General features: G+C 71.4%; 15 protein-coding genes. All 15 read left to right on the top strand.

Annotated features, from left to right (window positions below):
* The first annotated feature begins 98 nt into the window (after positions 1 to 98).
* The 15 genes from EIO00_RS19005 (at position 99) to EIO00_RS18935 (ending at position 17,152) form a co-directional block, all read left to right on the top strand.
* Positions 99 to 1,775: an ABC-F family ATP-binding cassette domain-containing protein gene (locus EIO00_RS19005; protein WP_140180872.1), complete on the top strand. Its 1,677-nt coding sequence runs from the start codon at positions 99 to 101 to the stop codon at positions 1,773 to 1,775.
* Between the two features lie 77 nt (positions 1,776 to 1,852).
* Positions 1,853 to 2,584, top strand: coding sequence for a DUF7873 family protein (locus EIO00_RS19000; protein WP_140180870.1), 732 nt, complete (start codon positions 1,853 to 1,855; stop codon positions 2,582 to 2,584).
* Between the two features lie 504 nt (positions 2,585 to 3,088).
* Positions 3,089 to 3,535, top strand: coding sequence for a TIGR03668 family PPOX class F420-dependent oxidoreductase (locus EIO00_RS18995; RefSeq protein WP_140180868.1), 447 nt, complete (start codon positions 3,089 to 3,091; stop codon positions 3,533 to 3,535).
* Positions 3,536 to 3,617: 82 nt separating this feature from the next.
* Positions 3,618 to 4,646 (top strand): N-acetyl-gamma-glutamyl-phosphate reductase, encoded by a 1,029-nt coding sequence (gene argC, locus EIO00_RS18990; RefSeq protein WP_140180866.1) that lies wholly within the window; start codon positions 3,618 to 3,620, stop codon positions 4,644 to 4,646.
* On the top strand, positions 4,643 to 5,800 hold the full coding sequence (argJ, locus tag EIO00_RS18985; RefSeq protein ID WP_140180864.1) for a bifunctional glutamate N-acetyltransferase/amino-acid acetyltransferase ArgJ: 1,158 nt from the start codon (positions 4,643 to 4,645) through the stop codon (positions 5,798 to 5,800). The genes argC and argJ overlap by 4 nt, the downstream gene beginning before the upstream one ends.
* Positions 5,797 to 6,693, top strand: a complete 897-nt coding sequence (gene argB, locus EIO00_RS18980; RefSeq protein ID WP_140180862.1) for an acetylglutamate kinase — start codon at positions 5,797 to 5,799, stop codon at positions 6,691 to 6,693. Before argJ ends, argB begins: the two co-directional genes overlap by 4 nt.
* Positions 6,690 to 7,886: an acetylornithine transaminase gene (locus EIO00_RS18975; protein ID WP_140180860.1), complete on the top strand. Its 1,197-nt coding sequence runs from the start codon at positions 6,690 to 6,692 to the stop codon at positions 7,884 to 7,886. Before argB ends, EIO00_RS18975 begins: the two co-directional genes overlap by 4 nt.
* A gap of 3 nt (positions 7,887 to 7,889) precedes the next feature.
* Positions 7,890 to 8,816 (top strand): ornithine carbamoyltransferase, encoded by a 927-nt coding sequence (gene argF / locus EIO00_RS18970; RefSeq protein ID WP_140180857.1) that lies wholly within the window; start codon positions 7,890 to 7,892, stop codon positions 8,814 to 8,816.
* Positions 8,813 to 9,319 (top strand): arginine repressor, encoded by a 507-nt coding sequence (locus EIO00_RS18965; protein WP_140180855.1) that lies wholly within the window; start codon positions 8,813 to 8,815, stop codon positions 9,317 to 9,319. Before argF ends, EIO00_RS18965 begins: the two co-directional genes overlap by 4 nt.
* A 232-nt stretch (positions 9,320 to 9,551) precedes the next feature.
* Positions 9,552 to 10,970, top strand: coding sequence for an argininosuccinate lyase (gene argH / locus EIO00_RS18960; protein ID WP_140180853.1), 1,419 nt, complete (start codon positions 9,552 to 9,554; stop codon positions 10,968 to 10,970).
* Positions 10,971 to 10,990: 20 nt separating this feature from the next.
* Positions 10,991 to 11,620, top strand: coding sequence for a DNA-3-methyladenine glycosylase (locus EIO00_RS18955; protein ID WP_140180851.1), 630 nt, complete (start codon positions 10,991 to 10,993; stop codon positions 11,618 to 11,620).
* 289 nt (positions 11,621 to 11,909) lie between these two features.
* Positions 11,910 to 12,167 (top strand): hypothetical protein, encoded by a 258-nt coding sequence (locus EIO00_RS18950; RefSeq protein WP_140180849.1) that lies wholly within the window; start codon positions 11,910 to 11,912, stop codon positions 12,165 to 12,167.
* A gap of 88 nt (positions 12,168 to 12,255) precedes the next feature.
* Positions 12,256 to 13,533, top strand: a complete 1,278-nt coding sequence (gene tyrS / locus EIO00_RS18945; RefSeq protein ID WP_140180846.1) for a tyrosine--tRNA ligase — start codon at positions 12,256 to 12,258, stop codon at positions 13,531 to 13,533.
* A 1,528-nt stretch (positions 13,534 to 15,061) separates the two neighbouring features.
* On the top strand, positions 15,062 to 15,688 hold the full coding sequence (locus EIO00_RS18940) for a phospholipid scramblase-related protein (protein ID WP_206664191.1): 627 nt from the start codon (positions 15,062 to 15,064) through the stop codon (positions 15,686 to 15,688).
* Positions 15,689 to 16,852: 1,164 nt separating this feature from the next.
* Positions 16,853 to 17,152 carry a hypothetical protein gene (locus EIO00_RS18935; RefSeq protein ID WP_140180842.1) on the top strand — a complete coding sequence of 100 codons (300 nt, stop codon included), beginning with the start codon at positions 16,853 to 16,855 and terminating at the stop codon, positions 17,150 to 17,152.
* The last annotated feature ends 683 nt before the right edge of the window (positions 17,153 to 17,835 follow it).

Here is a 17,835-nt window from a genome sequence, read left to right as displayed (position 1 = left end):
TCACCCGTCCGTCTTCTCATCTGCGTCTTACGCGCTGTCCGCGGTGTCTCCACGTGCGATGTGAACCCGTTCCGGCACGTGATGAGGAGGACCGCTCCATGACGCACGCCGTCGTCTTCTCCGGCGTCACCTTCGCCTGGCCTGACGGCACCCCCGTGCTGACCGACCTGGACGGCGCGTTCGGCGCCTGCCGCACCGGGTTGGTGGGCCTCAACGGCTCCGGCAAGACCACGCTGCTGCGGCTGATCGCCGGGGAGCTGCGCCCGCAGTCGGGCACGATCACGGTCTCGGGCACCGTCGGACATCTGCCGCAGCACCTTCCGCTGGGCACCGCCCGCACCGTCTCCGACCTGCTGGGCGTCACCGAGATCCGGGCCGCCCTGCACGCCATCGAGCGCGGCGAGGCCACCGAGGAGAACTTCGCCGTCGTCGGCGACGACTGGGACGTCGAGGAACGCGCCCGCGCCGAGCTGGACCGGCTCGGCCTGGGAGGGGTGGACCTGGACCGCACCGTGGCCACGCTGTCGGGCGGGGAGGCCATGATGGTCGGGCTGGCCGCCCTGTTCCTGCGCCGCCCTGACGTGCTGCTGCTGGACGAGCCCACCAACAACCTGGACCTGGACGCCCGGCGGCGGCTGCAGGAGGCCATCGGCTCCTGGCCCGGCGTGCTGATCGTCGTCAGCCATGACCGGGCGTTGCTGGAGGGGGTCGATGAGATCGCCGACCTGTACGACGGCCGACTGCGGACCTTCGGCGGCAACTTCTCCGCCTACCGGAAGGCGCTGGCCGTTGAGCAGGAGGCCGCGGAACGTGCCGTGCGCGCCGCCGAGTCCGAGGTGCGCCGCCAGCGCCGTGATCTGATGGAGGCCCGGCTCAAACTGGCCCGCCGGGCCCGCCACGGCAGGATGCAGGCCGAGCGCGGAAGCGAGCCCAAGATCGTGCTGGGCGCCCGGAGACGGGCCGCCCAGGAGTCGGCGGGCAAGTACCGCCTCCTGCACGAGGAACGCCTGCGCCGGGCCCGCGAGCGCCTGGCCGAGGCCGAGGAGGCGGTCCGTGACGACGAGGAGATCCGCATCGAGCTGCCCCGCACCCGCGTGCCGGCGGGCCGGACCGTGCTCGTCGTCACCGGGCTGACCCCGCCCGGCGGGGCGGCCGACCCCGCCCCCTCGGGCGGCGGGGGGCAGGAGGAGCCCGCCGACAGGGCCCGGCCGCTGCGGGAGCTGATCGTGCGCGGTCCGGAACGGATCGCCCTGACCGGCCCCAACGGTTCCGGCAAGACCACCCTGCTGCGCGCCGTGACGGGCGAGCGCCCCCTGCCCGGGGTCGAGGTGAGGGTCGGCGTCGAGGGCGTGCGTCATCTGCCGCAGCGGCTGGACGTCCTGGACGACTCCCGCAGCCTCGTCGACAACGTCCGCGCCTTCGCCCCCGACGCCTCGCCCAACGAGGTCCGCGCCGGACTGGCCCGCTTCCTGTTCCGCGGGGAGCGCGCCGATCGGCTCGCCGGAGGGCTGTCGGGCGGCGAGCGGTTCCGCGCCGTGCTGGCCGCGCTGCTGCTGGCCGATCCGGCTCCGCAACTGCTGCTGTTGGACGAGCCCACCAACAACCTGGACCTGGCCAGCGTCCGACAGCTCGTCCAGGCGCTGGAGGCCTATCAGGGGGCGCTCCTCGTGGTCAGTCACGACCTGCCGTTCTTGGAGGAGCTGGGCATCACCCGGTGGCTGCGCATGGATCCCGTCCGCGGGCTGCTGGAGGAACCGGAAGGCCCTCGGCCCTGACCGGTCGGTAAATGTCATGAGAAGTCGATCTTGTGCTGCTAGGTTGGTCACCGACGGAAGGAACAGGGGGACCGACCATGGCGAAGCTCAACCAGATCATCGCCGTCGAGAAGGGCGTCAAGAGCAAGGCCGTCCAAGAGCTCGCCCAGGCGAATCAGACGCTGCAGAAGCTGCCGGCGCTGTCCGGCATCTCGCGCACCTATCAGCCCAAGGACGAGGACGGCGAGCAGCTCCCGCCCGAGTCCACCCGGGTCCAGGTGAAGGCCGAGGAGGTGCTGCGTCAGGTCGCCGCCACGCTGACCCGCCTGTTCGACGTCACCGCCACCAAGGATTGGACCAATTGCGTCGCCAAGGCCGACGTCGTCGTGGAGGGCCGCCCGCTGCTGCGCGACGTCCCGGTCACCTATCTGCTTTTCCTGGAAAAGCAGTTGAAGGAGTTGCAGGCTTTCGTCCGGCAGTTGCCGGTGCTGGATGCCGCCGAGTCGTGGACCTATGACGCCTCCACCGACGTGTGGCGCACCGAGCCGGTCCGCACGGTCAAGACCAAGAAGGTGCCGCGCAACCACGTCAAGGCCGAGGCCACCGAGCATCACCCCGCTCAGGTCGAGGTCTACTACGAGGACGTGCCGGTGGGCTACTGGACCACCGTGAAGTTCTCCGGCGCGCTGCCCGCCAAGCGGGTCAACGAACTGCTCGACCGTCTGGAGAAGCTGCAGGACGCCGTCAAGTTCGCCCGTGAGGAGGCCAACGGCACCGAGGTCGCCGACCAGCGCGTGGGTCAGGTCATTTTCGACTATCTGTTCCAGTGAATCCGTCGCAGGACCCGCAGGATTGCGGCGAGGCTGAAAAGCCCGGCGGGAAGGGATAGAATCAAGACGCCCTCCGCCTTTGCGCGGAGGGGGCGCATGGAGCGCAAGTTGAAACTGAGGCTCAGGCTGATGAAAGGCGTGTGAGAGGCGGAGGCCGGATCTACCCCCGGCGTCCGCGCGTCCCTGATCGGCAGGAGTTCTGCCGGAGGGGCGGCGCCGCCAGATTCAGGCTATCGCTCCAGATTCAACATTCGTCGCCGAGCGCCGATGCGTCGACGCGGACGGACGCCGTCGTCCATGCCGGTTCGACTCCGGTCCGCGCCTCTCGCGGCGCGGTGGCCTAAAGGTAAGGCGGGCGGTCTGAAACTGATCCGCGTCCGCAGAACATCGGTGCGCGCAATTGGGCGGCACGCCGGGGCCCGGGGGTAGGGCAGACCCTCGGGCTCCACCATGTTTCGGCCGTGCACGGGTATGCCGGAACCGGAGGCGGATGCGAGGAGCGGCATGCCAGGGCTCGAGGCCGGGGAGGCGCGACGCAGGCTGGCCGCCGCACCGGTGGTGCGGCTGGCGACCGTGGACGAGCGCGGTCGGCCGCACCTGGTGGTGACGACGTTCGCCCTGGACGGCGACCTGATCCGCATGGCGGTCGACCACAAGCCCAAACGGACGCGGCACCTCAAACGGTTGCGCAACATCGTCGGCAACCCCTGGGTGAGCGTGCTGGCCGACCACTACGAGGACGACTGGAGCCGGTTGTGGTGGGTGCGCGCCGACGGGCGGGCCCGCGTCACCGACGACCCCCGTGAGCTGCGGCGGACGGCGGACCTGCTGGCGGAGCGGTATCCCCAGTACCGCGAGCGCCCTCCCCAGGGACCGGCGATCACGGTCCAGGTGCAGCGCTGGGTTGGATGGATATACGGAGATGAGCTGGGCAAATCGGCCACAGGCTGAGATATCTCTCACCCGGTCTTGAATAATCATCCACTCCTATGCATACTCTTGCTGAAGAGTCTTCCGGGGAGGGTCGGTCGGGATGGGCATCACGGCGGCGGTGGCCGGAGCCAGCGGATACGCGGGCGGCGAGTTGCTGCGCATCCTGGCCGGCCATCCCGAGTTCGAGATCGGTGCGCTGACGGCGGGCGCCAACGCCGGGGCCGAACTGGGGACCCTGCAGCCGCACCTGCGACCGCTGGCCGCGCGGGTCCTGGCGGAGACCAGCGCGGAGACGCTGGCCGGGCACGACGTGGTCTTCCTGGCGCTGCCGCACGGACAGTCCGCGGCGCTGGCCGAACGGCTCGGAGACGACGTGCTGGTCGTCGACTGCGGCGCGGACTTCCGGCTCAAGGACGCCGGGGAGTGGGAGGAGTTCTACGGCTCCCCGCACGCGGGCACCTGGCCGTACGGGCTGCCGGAGCTGCCGGGCCAGCGGGAGGCGCTGCGCGGCGCCCGGCGGATCGCGGTGCCCGGCTGCTACCCGACGGCCGTCACGCTGGCGATGTTCCCGGCGTTCGGGGCCGGGCTGGTCGAGCCGGACGTGGTGGTGGTCGCGGCCTCCGGGACCTCCGGGGCCGGCAGGAGCCTCAAACCGCACCTGCTCGGCAGCGAGGTGATGGGGTCCATGTCGCCGTACGGGGTCGGCGGCGTGCACCGCCACATCCCCGAGATGAGGCAGAACCTCAGCGCCGTGGCCGGGGAGCCGGTCACCGTGTCGTTCACCCCGACGCTGGCCCCGATGAGCCGCGGCATCCTCGCCACCTGCACCGCCAAGGTCAGGCCCGGCGTCGACCGCGCCGCGATCCGCCGAGCCTACGGCGAGGCCTACGACGGCGAGACGTTCGTGTCGCTGCTGCCGGAGGGGCAGTGGCCGGCCACCGCGATGACGCTCGGCGCCAACACCGCGCTCGTCCAGGTGGCCCTCGACGAACGCGCCGGCCGTCTGATCGCCGTCGCCGCCATCGACAACCTCACCAAGGGCACCGCGGGAGGCGCCGTGCAGAGCGCCAACATCGCCCTCGGCCTGCCCGAAGAGCTCGGACTCACCACGATCGGAGTGTCCCCGTGAGCGTAACCGCCCCTCTGGGATTCCGCGCCGCCGGCGTCGCCGCCGGACTCAAGAACGGCGGGGATCGCGACCTGGCCCTGGTCGTCAACGACGGCCCGTCCCGCGCCGCCGCCGGGGTCTTCACCCGCAACCGGGTGAAGGCCGCCCCCGTGCTGTGGTCGCAGCAGGTCCTGCGCGGCGGCCGAGTGCGCGCGGTGGTGCTGAACTCCGGCGGCGCCAACGCCTGCACCGGGGCGCCCGGGTTCCAGGACACCCACGCCACCGCCGAGCGGGCCGCCGAGGTGCTCGAGGACTCGGCCGCCGAGATCGCCGTCTGCTCCACCGGCCTGATCGGCGAGCGGCTGCCGATGGACAAACTGCTCCCGGCGATCGACGTCGCCGCCGCCGAGCTGTCCCGCGACGGCGGGCTGGCCGCCGCCGACGCCATCCGCACCACCGACACCGTCGCCAAGATCTCCTTCCGGCGCGCCCAGGAGGCCGGCTACACCATCGGCGGGATGGCCAAGGGCGCCGGCATGCTGGCCCCCTCGCTGGCCACCATGCTGTGCGTGCTGACCACCGACGCCGACCTGGACGCCCAGACCCTGGACCGGGCGCTGCGGTCGGCCGTCGAGGTCACCTTCGACCGGCTCGACACCGACGGCTGTATCTCCACCAACGACACCGTGCTGCTCCTGGCGTCCGGCGCCGCCGGGGTCGCCCCGGACGAGGCGGAGTTCACCGCGCTGCTCACCGAGGTCTGCGCCGACCTGACCCGGCAGCTGCTGGTCGACGCCGAGGGCGCCACCAAGGCCATCGCCATCGAGGTCGTCGGCGCCGCCAGCGTCTCGGACGCGGTCACGGTTGGCCGCGCCGTCGCCCGCAACAACCTGCTCAAGTGCGCCATCCACGGCGAGGACCCCAACTGGGGCCGGGTGCTGAGCGCGGTCGGCGCCACCGACGCGGTGTTCGAGCCCGACCGGGTGAACGTGGCGATCAACGGCGTGTGGGTGTGCCGGGGCGGTGCGGTCGGCGACGACCGCGAGAAGGTGGACCTGCGCCCCCGCGACGTGACGATCACGGTGGACCTGGCGGCGGGCTCGGAGTCGGCGACCGTCTGGACGACCGACCTGACGGCCGAGTACGTCCACGAGAACTCGGCGTACTCGACATGAGCGCCCCGCGCAGCCACGTGCTCGCCAAGGCCGCCACGCTGATCGAGGCGCTGCCCTGGCTGGAGCGCTTCCACGGTGAGACCGTCGTCATCAAGTACGGCGGGCACGCGATGACCGAGGAGTCGCTGCGGCGCTCCTTCGCCGAGGACGTCGTGTTCCTGCGCTACGCCGGGCTCAGACCGGTGATCGTGCACGGCGGCGGCCCGCAGATCAACGCCGCCCTGGAGAAGCACGGCATCGAGTCGCGCTTCACCGCCGGGCTGCGGGTCACCACCCCCGAGGCCATGGAGGTCGTCCGGATGGTGCTGGTCGGCCAGGTCAACCGGGACGTGGTGGGCCTGATCAACCGGCACGGCCCGTTCGCGGTCGGGATGAGCGGCGAGGACGCCAACCTGTTCACCGCCGAGCGCAAGCACGCCGTCGTCGACGGCGAACCGGTCGACATCGGTCAGGTCGGCGAGATCGTCGAGGTCCAGGTCGGCGCCGTGCGCAGCCTGCTGGACGACGGCCGCATCCCGGTGGTCTCGTCCGTGGCGCGCGGCGACGACGGCGAGATCTACAACGTCAACGCCGACACCGCCGCCGCCGCGCTGGCGGTCGCGCTCGACGCCGCCAAGCTGATCGTCCTCACCGATGTGGAGGGCCTGTACGCCGACTGGCCCGACAGCGAGGAGGTCATCGCCGAGCTGACCACCGACGAACTGGCGGAGCTGCTGCCGACGCTGTCGTCGGGGATGGTCCCCAAGATGGAGGCGTGCCTGCAGGCCGTGCGCGGAGGAGTCCCCCAGGCGCACGTGCTCGACGGGCGGGTGCCGCACTCGCTGCTGCTGGAAGTGTTCACCGACGAGGGCATCGGCACCATGGTCGTGCCGAGCCGAGGAGGCGCACCGTGAGCTCGGAAGACCTGCTCGCCCGGTACACGGCGGCGTTCATGCCCAACTACGGGACGCCGCCGGTGGCGCTGGTGTCCGGCAAGGGCTGCACGGTCCGCGACGCCGACGGCAGGGAGTACCTGGACTTCATCGCCGGCATCGCGGTCAGCTCGCTCGGCCACGCCCACGAGGCCCTCGTCACCGCCGTCACCGAACAGGTCCGCGCCATCGCCCACACCTCCAACCTCGTCGTCAACGAGCCGGAGGTGCTGCTCGCCGAGCGGCTGCGGCGGCTGCTCGGCGGCGAGGGCCGGGTGTTCCTCACCAACAGCGGCACCGAGGCCAACGAGTGCGCCCTCAAACTCGCCGTCAAATACGGCAAGGCGAACGGCCGGTCCTACTTCGTCGCCGCCGAGAACGGCTTCCACGGCCGGTCGATGGGCGCGCTGTCGCTGACCGGCAAGCGCTCCATCCGTGAGCCGTTCGGACCGTTCGCCCTCGATGTGCGGTTCGTCCCGTACGGGGACGCCGACGCCCTCCGCCGGGCCGTGACCGAGGAGTGCGCGGCGGTCTTCCTGGAACCCGCCCTGGGCGAGGGCGGCGTCGTCCCCCCGCCGGAGGGCTACCTGACGACGGCCCGGCAGGTCTGCACCGACACCGGCGCCCTGTTCGTCATGGACGAGATCCAGTCCGGGATCGGCCGCACCGGCACCTGGTTCGCCCACCAGCACGAGGGCGTGCGGCCTGACATCCTCACCCTGGCCAAGGGCCTGGGCGGCGGACTGCCGATCGGCGCCTGCATCGGCTTCGGCCCCTGCGGGGAGCTGTTCGCCAAGGGCGACCACGGCAGCACCTTCGGCGGCAACCCGATCTCCTGCGCCGCCGCCCTCGCCGTGCTGACCACCATCGACAAGGAAGGCCTGCTCGACAACGCCGCCCGAGTCGGCGCGCTGCTCTTCGACGGCCTGTCGGCCGTCGACCATCCGCTGCTGAAGGGCGTGCGAGGACGCGGCCTGTGGCTGGGCGTCGTGCTCACCGCCGACCGCGCCGCCGAGGTGGAGGCCGCCGCCCGTGACGCGGGCTTCCTGGTCAACGCCGTCCAGCCGAACGTGATCCGACTGGCCCCGCCGCTGATCATCGCCCCCGACCAGGCCGCCGCCCTGGTCGAGGCCTTCCCCTCGATCCTCGACGCCGTCTCCGTGAAGAAGGGCTGATCGATGACGCGCCACTTCCTGCGCGACGATGACCTCACCCCCGCCGAACAGGCCCGGATCCTCGACCTGGCCGCCGAGGTCAAGCGGGACCGGTTCGCCCGTCGCCCCCTGGAAGGGCCGCGGACCGTGGCGGTGCTGTTCGACAAGCCCTCCACCCGGACCCGGATCTCCTTCGCCGTCGGCATCGCCGAACTCGGCGGACACGCCCTGATCATGGACGCCGGCACCAGCCAGCTCGGCCGCGGCGAGACCATCTCCGACACCGCCCGGGTCCTCGAGCGCCAGGTCGCCGCCATCGTCTGGCGGACCTCGGCCCAGGAGCGCATCGAGGAGATGGCCGCCGCCTCCTCGGTACCGGTGGTCAACGCCCTCACCGACCGGTTCCACCCCTGCCAGATCCTGGCCGACCTGCAGACCGTCCGCGAGGTCAAGGGCGGGCTGGCCGGAGTCACCCTCGCCTACCTCGGCGACGGCGCCAACAACATGGCCCACTCCTATCTGCTCGGCGGGGCCACCGCGGGCATGCACGTGCGGATCGGCGCCCCCGAGGGATGGCACCCCGACCCGGCCGTCGTCGCCGACGCCACCCGGATCGCCGAGGCCACCGGCGGCTCGATCACCGTCACCACCGACGCCAAGGCCGCCGCCGAGAACGCCGACGTGCTGGCCACCGACACCTGGGTGTCGATGGGACAGGACCCCAAGGACCTGACGGTCTTCGCCCCGTACGCCCTCGACGAGGACAAGGTCGCCCTGGCCGCCCCCGACGTGGCGGTGCTGCACTGCCTGCCCGCCTACCGCGGCAAGGAGATCTCCGCCGCCGTCCTGGACGGCCCGCACAGCGTCGTCTGGGACGAGGCGGAGAACCGGCTGCACGCTCAGAAGGCCCTGCTGGTCTGGCTGTTGGAACAGCAGGATGGCTTCTCATGAGCACTCCCATGACCAAGGCGGCGCGACACGCCCGCGTCATCGAGATCCTCAACCGCCACCCGGTCCACTCCCAGGCCGAACTGGCCCGGCTGCTGGCCGAGGAGGGGCTGGAGGTCACCCAGGCCACCCTGTCGCGCGACCTGGTGGAGATCGGCGCGGTCAAGCTCCGCGCCGACGACGGCAGCCTGATCTACGCCGTTCCCGGCGAGGGCGGCGAACGCATCCCGCGCACCCCCACCGGGTCGGCGGAGACCTTCCACGGCCGGCTCGCCCGGCTCGCTCAGGAGCTGCTGGTCTCCGCCGAGGCCTCCGCCAACCTGGTCATCGTGCGCACCCCCGCGGGCGCCGCCCAGTACCTGGCCTCCGCCATCGACCACGCGCAGTGGCCCTCCGTCCTGGGCACCGTGGCGGGGGACGACTCGATCCTGGTCATCGCCCGCGACCCCGACGGCGGGCAGGAGCTGGCCGACGCGCTGCTCCGACTGACCGAACGACGAGGCTAGGGACCGCGCCCCGGCGGTCCCCGGCCCGAGCCCACCCGCCTGCTCGGGCGGAGACGGACCTTTCCGCCCGGTAGGCTTCGCATGACCCAAGTCCATTGAAGGCCACCCGCGGGCGGGCCGCGCGGTCACGCGAGTCCGGTTCGCGATCGCCCCTCTGCGCGATCGCGAACCGGCCGCGGACGACCATGACGGCCCGCCCGCCGGAGCGGCGGAGCCGCGACCGAGGAGAAGAGTGAGTAAGGCACCGACGAGGTTGTGGGGCGGCCGATTCGCGGGCGGTCCATCGGACGCGCTCGCCCGGCTGTCGGTGAGCGTGCAGTTCGACTGGCGCCTGGCCCCGTACGACCTGATGGGCTCGCGCGCCCACGCCCGCGTGCTGCATCGTGCGGGCCTGCTCACCGACGACGAGCTGACCCGCATGCTGGCCGCGCTGGACGACCTGGAAGAGGCATGCCGCTCTGGGGAGTTCCGTCCCACGGTGGCCGACGAGGACGTGCACACCGCCCTGGAGCGCGGCCTGCTGGAGCGGCTCGGCGCCCTGGGCGGCAAGCTGCGCGCCGGCCGCAGCCGCAACGACCAGATCGCCACCGACCTTCGGCTGTACCTGCGCGACCACGCCCGGCAGATCGTCTCCCGGCTGGTGGAGCTGGAGACCGCGCTGATCGCTCAGGCCGAGCACAACATGGGCGTGGCCGCCCCCGGCATGACCCACTTGCAGCACGCCCAGCCGGTGCTGTTCTCCCATCAGCTGCTGGCGCACGTGCACCCCCTCGCGCGGGACATCGACCGGCTGCGCGACTGGGACCGCCGCGCCGCCGTCTCCCCCCTGGGGTCGGGGGCGCTGGCCGGCTCCTCGCTGCCGCTCGACCCGCAGGCGGTCGCCGACGAGCTGGGCTTCGACGCCGCCGCCCCCAACTCGATGGACGCCGTCGCCGACCGCGACTTCGCCGCCGAGTTCCTGTTCGTGGCGGCCATGATCGGCGTGCACCTGTCGCGGCTGGGCGAGGAGATCGTCCTGTGGGCCTCGCAGGAGTTCCGCTGGATCGAGATGGACGACGCCTACGCCACCGGGTCGTCCATCATGCCGCAGAAGAAGAACCCCGACGTCGCCGAGCTGGCCCGCGGCAAGGCCGGCCGTCTCATCGGCCATCTGGTCGGCCTGCTGACCACCCTCAAGGGCCTGCCGCTGACCTACAACCGGGACCTGCAGGAGGACAAGGAGGGCGTCTTCGACGCCGTCGACACCCTTCTGCTGGTGCTGCCCGCCATGTCCGGCCTGATCGCCACCATGCGGGTCAACACCGAACGCCTGGAGGCCACCGCCCCCGAGGGCTTCGCGCTGGCCACCGACCTGGCCGAGCTGCTGGTCCGGCGCGGCGTCCCGTTCCGCGAGGCCCACGAGGTCGTCGGGCACCTGGTGGTGTGGTGCCAGGTGAACGACAAGGACTTCGACGACCTGACCGACGAGGAGCTGGCCAAGGTCTCCCCGCACCTGACCCCGGACGTCCGCGAGGTGCTCAACGTGCAGGGCGCCCTGGCCTCCCGCAAGGCCTACGGCGGCACCAGCCCCGAACGGGTCCGCGAACAGCTGGAGAACCTGCGCGCCCTGGTCGACGAGCACGCCGCCTGGGCCTCCGGCTCGGAGGAGTGAACCGTGCCGGGACGGCGGCCGTGAGCGATCTGCTCGACCGGGACTTCTTCGACCGTCCCGTGGAGGAAGTCGCCCCCGCCCTGCTCGGGCAGGTCCTCGCCCACCGCACCGCGGAGGGCGAGGTCGCCGTGCGCCTCACCGAGGTCGAGGCGTACGCCGGTCCGAAGGACCCCGCGTCGCACTCCTACCGGGGGCGCACCGCCCGCAACGCCGTCATGTGGGGACCGCCGGGGCACGCCTACGTCTACTTCACCTACGGCATGCACTTCTGCATGAACCTGGTCTGCGGCCCCGACGGCACCGCCTCGGCCGTGCTGCTGCGCGCCGGCGAGATCGTCGACGGCCTGGAACTGGCCCGGGCGCGCCGCCCGCGCTCCACCGTCCGCGACCTCGCCCGGGGTCCCGCCCGCCTGTGCCAGGCCCTGGCCATCGACCGCGCCCACAACGGCCTGGACGCCTGCGATCCGGACTCTCCGCTGCGCATCCTGGCCGGCGACGCGGTGGACCCCGCCCGGGTGCGGACGGGCCCGCGCGTCGGGGTGAGCGCGGCCAAGGAGGTCCCCTGGCGCTTTTGGATCGACGGGGAACCGAGCGTCTCGCAGTACCGCATGCACGTCCCGCGCCGTCGCAGGAGCGCCCGCACGGATTGAAACCTCCCTCTCCTCCCCGCCGTCGCAGGAGGAGACAGGAGAGGAACGTCCCGTGCGGACCGGGCGGAGACGGCGGGACGTGAGCCGACGCCGCAGCCGAGCGCCGAGGCCGCGCAGGACATCGGAGGACGATCGAAGGACAGGAGACCCGGCCTCATGGAAGGCGGCGCCATCGCCAGGACGCTCGCCGGTGCGCTCGCCGCGGGCTGTCTGACGGCGGCGGACGGCGGCGGACGGCGGCCTGCACCGGGCCCGGACGCTCGGCCGCACGCTCCAGCAGCCCGCGACCGTGCGCTACCCCGACGACTCCCGCCACTACGCGGTGATCGTCCAGCACCGGAGCTGGATCCTCGGCCGGCATCGGGAGTACCTGCTCTACACCGGGCGGGACCCGAAGGCGTCCTACGGACACACGGTGAAAGTGGACTTCACCGGGGAGGCCCCCGAACTGCGGGACGCGACCTGGGAACAGGCCGGAGTCCGCGTCCGCTTCACCTCAGGACACGAGGTGTACGTCCCCGCCCGCTACTTCACCGGCGGGCGGTGAATATCGTTACCGTGGGCGGCGACCATCGGGCACCCTGGTGGGCGCACCCGAAAGCCCAGAAGAGCAATGGCGGAAGACGAGGGAGACCGTGACCGACGTCCTTGAGGATCTCGCGTGGCGCGACCTGATCGCGCAGTCCACCGACCTGGACGAACTGCGGGCGCTGCTCGCCGCGGGGCCGGTCACCCTCTATTGCGGATTCGACCCCACCGCGCCCAGCCTGCACCTGGGCAACCTCATCCAGATCCTCACCCTGCGCCGCTTCCAGCTGGCCGGACACCGTCCGATCGGCCTGGTCGGCGGCGCCACCGGGCTGATCGGCGACCCCAGCGGAAAGAGCGCCGAGCGCACCCTCAACTCCCCGGAGGTCGTCGCCGGCTGGGTGGAACGGATCCGCGGGCAGGTCGCCCGGTTCCTCGACTTCGACGAGGGCCCGACCGGCGCGCTCCTGGTGAGCAACCTGGACTGGACCGGCCCGATGACCGCGATCGAGTTCCTGCGCGACATCGGCAAGCACTTCCCGGTCAACCGGATGCTCGCCCGCGAGACCGTGAAGACCCGCCTGGAGAGCACGGGCATGAGCTACACCGAGTTCAGCTACGTGCTGCTGCAGGCGATGGACTTCCTGGAGCTGTACCGCCGGTACGGCTGCCGGCTGCAGACCGGCGGCAGCGACCAGTGGGGCAACCTCACCGCCGGCGTCGACCTGATCCGCCGGGCCGAGGGCGGCACCGCGCACGCCCTGACCACTCCGCTGCTCACCAAGGCCGACGGGACCAAGTTCGGCAAGACCGCCGGCGGCGAGACCTACTGGCTCGACCCCGAGCTGACCTCGCCGTACGCGTTCTACCAGTTCTGGATCAACGCCGATGACCGGGACGTGGAGAAGCTCCTGAAGGTGTTCAGCTTCCGTCCGCGCGAGGAGATCGAACACCTGGTCAAGGAGTCCGCCGAGCGTCCCGCGGCCCGCATCGCCCAACGCGCCCTGGCCGAGGAGGTCACCACCCTCGTCCACGGCGCCGACGAGTGCGCCAAGGTCATCGCCGCCTCCCGCGCCCTGTTCGGCCAGGGCGCCCTGGAGGAGCTCGACGAACGCACCCTCGCCGCGGCGCTCGCAGAGGTGCCGCGCGCGGAGATCCCGCCCGGCGACCTCCCGTCCGTCGCCGACCTCCTCGCCGCCTCGGGCCTGTGCAAGAGCAAATCCGAGGCCCGGCGCACCATCGCCCAGGGCGGAGCCTACCTCAACAACGCCAAGGTCCTCTCCGAGGACGCGACCCCGACCGCCGACGACCTTCTGCACGGCCGCTTCCTGGTCCTTCGCCGAGGCAAGCGCAACATCGGCATGGTCGAGGTGAAGCGCTCCTGATCCGCGGGGCGCGACGGACATCCGCGCCGTCGCCCGGACGTCCACCGCGCCCCGCCCCCGCCGGGCCACCGCCGGAGGGCCTACGGGACGATGCCCGGACGGCTCGCCTGAACGGCTCGTGACAAGGCGGCCGCACCGTTCGTTCGCACGAGGTGCGCGCCGAAGCACCTTGCCGCAACGCCTGCCGTCGCGCGTCCGCCCGCCGGCGCCGCATCGCCGGTGCGTGAGAGCGGTGATGAGGTCCGGCGGGCCGCCGAGACGCCGGAGGGGGACGAGCCGCGCGTCATGAGGCTTTCCACGGGCGCATGCCGCCGATGGGGTGATCGTTCGTGTGCGGGCGGGCCGAGGCGGCCTCGCCGCCGGACATGCCGACGACATCGCTCGCGCATGTCCTCTGCCGTCGATGCGGGCTTTCGGTGTGAGAACGCCTTCCGGGGCGGCGATCCGGACGGCGTGAGCGGGACCCCGTGCACCACGATCGGTGCATGCGGCGGCGATGCGCAGCGGTCGCTGAGAGCGGTCATCATCGGGGCGCGTCGAACCGCTCGCCGTTGAGCGCCCGGTGCGGAGGGGGACCTCCCGCTGTGCCGAGTGTTCCTCCTCTCATGGCCCCTCTGCGGACCGGGCTCGCATCGGTGTCCGGAGAGCGCCCTCGAAGCCCCGGCCGTGAGGGACACGACCCATGATCGGCCTGGTCGCCGGTTGAGGGCTCGACGAGTGGCTCTCTTTGGGGGACTCGAAGCCCTTGCAGGTCGGCAGGGTCATGACCGTGGGAGCGAGGCCTGCAACCGTCGAACCGCGAGCAGGTCGTGAGGAGCCGCGGAGGAGCGGTTTCCTCGACCACGCGTACGGGCGGGTGCGGGGCGGTCCATGAAGATCGACGGGTCGTCCCAGGTGAGAGACGAGTTCGTGTTCTGCTCATCATGAGCGCCCAGCGGGCCGCGGGCAGTCGCCTGCGGAAGAAGGGTTCGGCTGCAGGAGCGTTGCTTCGCGAAGGTCCCATGAGTACGGCGTCGGCCGGCGGCGGACCTTCCGTGTGGGGTGCACGGCCTGGTCACGGATTGATCACGTGGTGCGGCGATCGGGGCGTGCAGGACAGGAATATGCGTGCTGAGCTGGGCGTTCGTGCACCTGGTCGCCGATTTGACGTTGCCGCAGGGGCGATCTAATGTTCTACGTGCCCCGAGGGGAGCGGGACGCCGAGAGGCGGCCGGCCCCGGGGAATCCACCGCGATCTTCAAGGGAGCAGTCCGCTGCGCCCTTGTGGTCAGGGTGGGGTCGGTCGGCTCGACGCAGATGTATCGGGCGACCGAGTACGAGAGACGATCTCCTNCCCGCCACGCCGGGCGGCGGCGACATGGACTTCTGATCCGAGTCCAACGCCCGTACCACCGCGGTACGAGACCACAGGGCGGTCCCGGGGCACCGGGGCCGCCCTTCTCCTTTTCCGCCCGGTTTCCCGGTCGCATTCCCCCTCCGCCCTTACCGGAGGGGGACCTGAGCGTCTCCGATTGGCCATACTGCCGATGTGACGGAACTTTTCACCCTCCCCATCCTGCGGGTGGAACAGCCCCGCAAAGTGGTCGCCACCCGCACGCGATACGACTTCTTCGACGAGCGAGGCACCCTCGTCGCAACGGCTGCCGACGTCAACGAGCGACCCCGTCGCGTGGCCCTGCGCGCGGCCCTTCCCGGCAATGTCCTGGCAGGGGACCAGGTCCTTCTGCTCACCGACGCCGACGAGACCCCGCTCCTGGTCATCGAGAAGCACGCCTCCAACCGCCGCACCGTCGTGCGCCGACCGGGCGATGACTCCTCCGAAGAGACCGACCCGTTCGAAGGCGAGATCATCGGCACCATCGACGCCGTCCGCACCACTCGCCACCACGTCCTCAAAGACGCCGAAGGCACCAAGATCGGCGAAGTCACCGGCGACCTGGCCCTGAAGCGTTTCGCCGTGACCGACACCGAATCCCGCCATGTCGCCCAGGTCAACAAGCGATGGGCGGGCCTGCGCGCCGAACTGCTCACCAACGCCGACCGTTACACGGTGGAACGCCTCACCAACCGCCTCAGCGACACCTTCCGGGCGCTGATCGTCGTGCTCCCCGTGGTCTTGGACCTCACGCTCTATGAGTCCAAGGACATCCTCTGAACCCGTTCCCGCCGGCCGCATCCCAGAACGCCGCCGACGTGCCGGTCGGCGGCGTCCGTCGTCTCACCCCTCACTCTCCGGGAGACGACGAGCGACCCGGGCCACGGCGAGGGCGAGACCGCAGAACGTCCACGCCATGATCGAGACCGCACACGGCGATCGACGCCGTGGGCGCTCACGACACGGGCGGAGACTCGGGCGCTCGGCACGGGTCGAAGACGAACCCGGCCCGGAGACAGGCCCGGAGACCGGGGACAGGCCCGGGGCACGGACAAGCCGAGGCCCGCCCGGGAACACGGCCGGCCCCCTGGGCGCGATCCGCATGTTCCGCAGGACGCCCCCGAGCCGGCTCGAACGAGCCGCCGAAGGAAGGCCGCCTGCCGGAGGAGGCCTCGGCAGGCGGACGAAGCGGACCTCCCGGCCTCGAGAACGCCATGGCCCCACCGCTCCTCCCCGGCCTCAGGGCGCGATGCGAGCGGGCCGCCGAGAGCGGGGAGCAGGATCCGGCAAGCGCCGTGACCGGGCGCCGGCGATCGGTCGCCCCGGCCGATCCCCCCCGGCGGCCACCCCGCCGGTCGATCCGTCGCCCGCTCTCCGGGCGGGCTGGAGCGTCCTCCAGCGGCACCGATGTCATCACGGCGGCCGGCTCGGCCCGTGCGGGCCGTGCACCGGTCCCCTGCCGATGGACGGGATGGGCGAGGCCGTCGTGCGGGACCGGATGCCCGGACCCGGACGTGCGCCGGCCCCCGCCGATGAACGAGACGAACGACGCGTGAGGTTGATGACGGCCGAGCGACGTGCGGGTCGAGCCTCGCGGCATCGCCTTCGCCTGCACCCTGCCGCGCACATGCCGTGCCCGCCCGTGCGGGTCCGCCCGACGGGCTCATCCGACCGCGCGCATGCAGACCGTGCCCAGATCACGTCGCCGCCCGGCGGCGACGCCCCCCATCTCCGCGTTCGCCCGCGTATGCGGACCGCCGGGTGTCCGCAGCACTCCTCGCCGATCCGCTTCACGGCGCCTGGATGGGGATGAGCAGGGGCTTACGCATGGGAAAACCGCGAAAGGTCGAGTTTTTGTCATGGGGGATGCGCGGGTACGTCAAAGATGTGGAGGTCATGCAGAGTGGGGCCGGCGGGCTACGGGTCTCACCCGCGGTGCCCACTGTGGCGAATCTCGCTCTTGCCGTCTTTTGGGCCTGCACCGCACTGGCGGGGTGGGGAGAGCAGGCGTTCTGCGGTGAGGGGGGTCACCGAGCGTCGGAGTGCCTGGAGGGGTTCGAGACGGCGGTGCTCGCCTCCCTCGCCCTGGCAGTGCCCGCGGCCGTCGTGGCGGTGGCGGCGTGGACGCTGCCGGGAGCCCGGCGGAACGCCGCGCGGCTGGAGGCGATGCTGACGCTCGCGGCGCTGATGTGGGTCGTGGCCGAGGGCGTCGTGTTCGTCGGAGGTTCCCTCGCCCAGCGCTGATCCCCGGCGTCGCCGCGGTCGAGCAGCGACCTCAAGAATCATGGACTGAGGTGTTTGCCCTGGTGGAGACCGGGAAAGAAGACCAGGCCTGGGGAGTTGACAACCGAGCGGCACGGACCGGTGACGCGCGGACGTGCGCGTCGGTTTGACGTCGTGCCCCCAGGGGCATAACGTTCTCTTCGCCCCGAGGGGAGCGCGGGACGCCGGAAGGCGGCCGGCCCCGGGGAGAACCACCAGCGATCATCGGGTTGGTTTCGCCATGCCCGGCGATCGGTGGTGGGATCGGAAGGGTCGGGTCTTTCGACCCGAGTTCTTCCGGTAACCTGGAAGAGTGCACCTCGGTGCACTTTGAAAAGGTCGTCAGAAAAGCCGGCGAATTGACAGGCCGAGCGGATCTGATAACCTAAAAGAGGTCGCCCCGAGAAAGGGCTCGCGAGGGTCCGGGCGGTGGGTGTCCGTTTCTTGAGAACTCAACAGTGCGTTAAAAGCCAGTGCGTGTGAGGCGACCCTCTTTGTGGGGGTTGTGTCCTCGTCAAATGGTTTGATGCGCATGCGGTCTCTGGCGCCGGTTGGTGTCGGGGGTTGTGTGCGTGGGGGTTGGATTCCCCATCGTGAAGGTTTCCACCATCGCTGTTGTGGTGGTGGGTGTGGCCTTTGATGGAGAGTTTGATCCTGGCTCAGGA

This window comes from Thermomonospora catenispora, assembly GCF_006363815.1.
GTDB lineage: Bacteria > Actinomycetota > Actinomycetes > Streptosporangiales > Streptosporangiaceae > Thermomonospora > Thermomonospora catenispora.
This window is presented reverse-complemented; position numbering and strand designations above follow the sequence as displayed.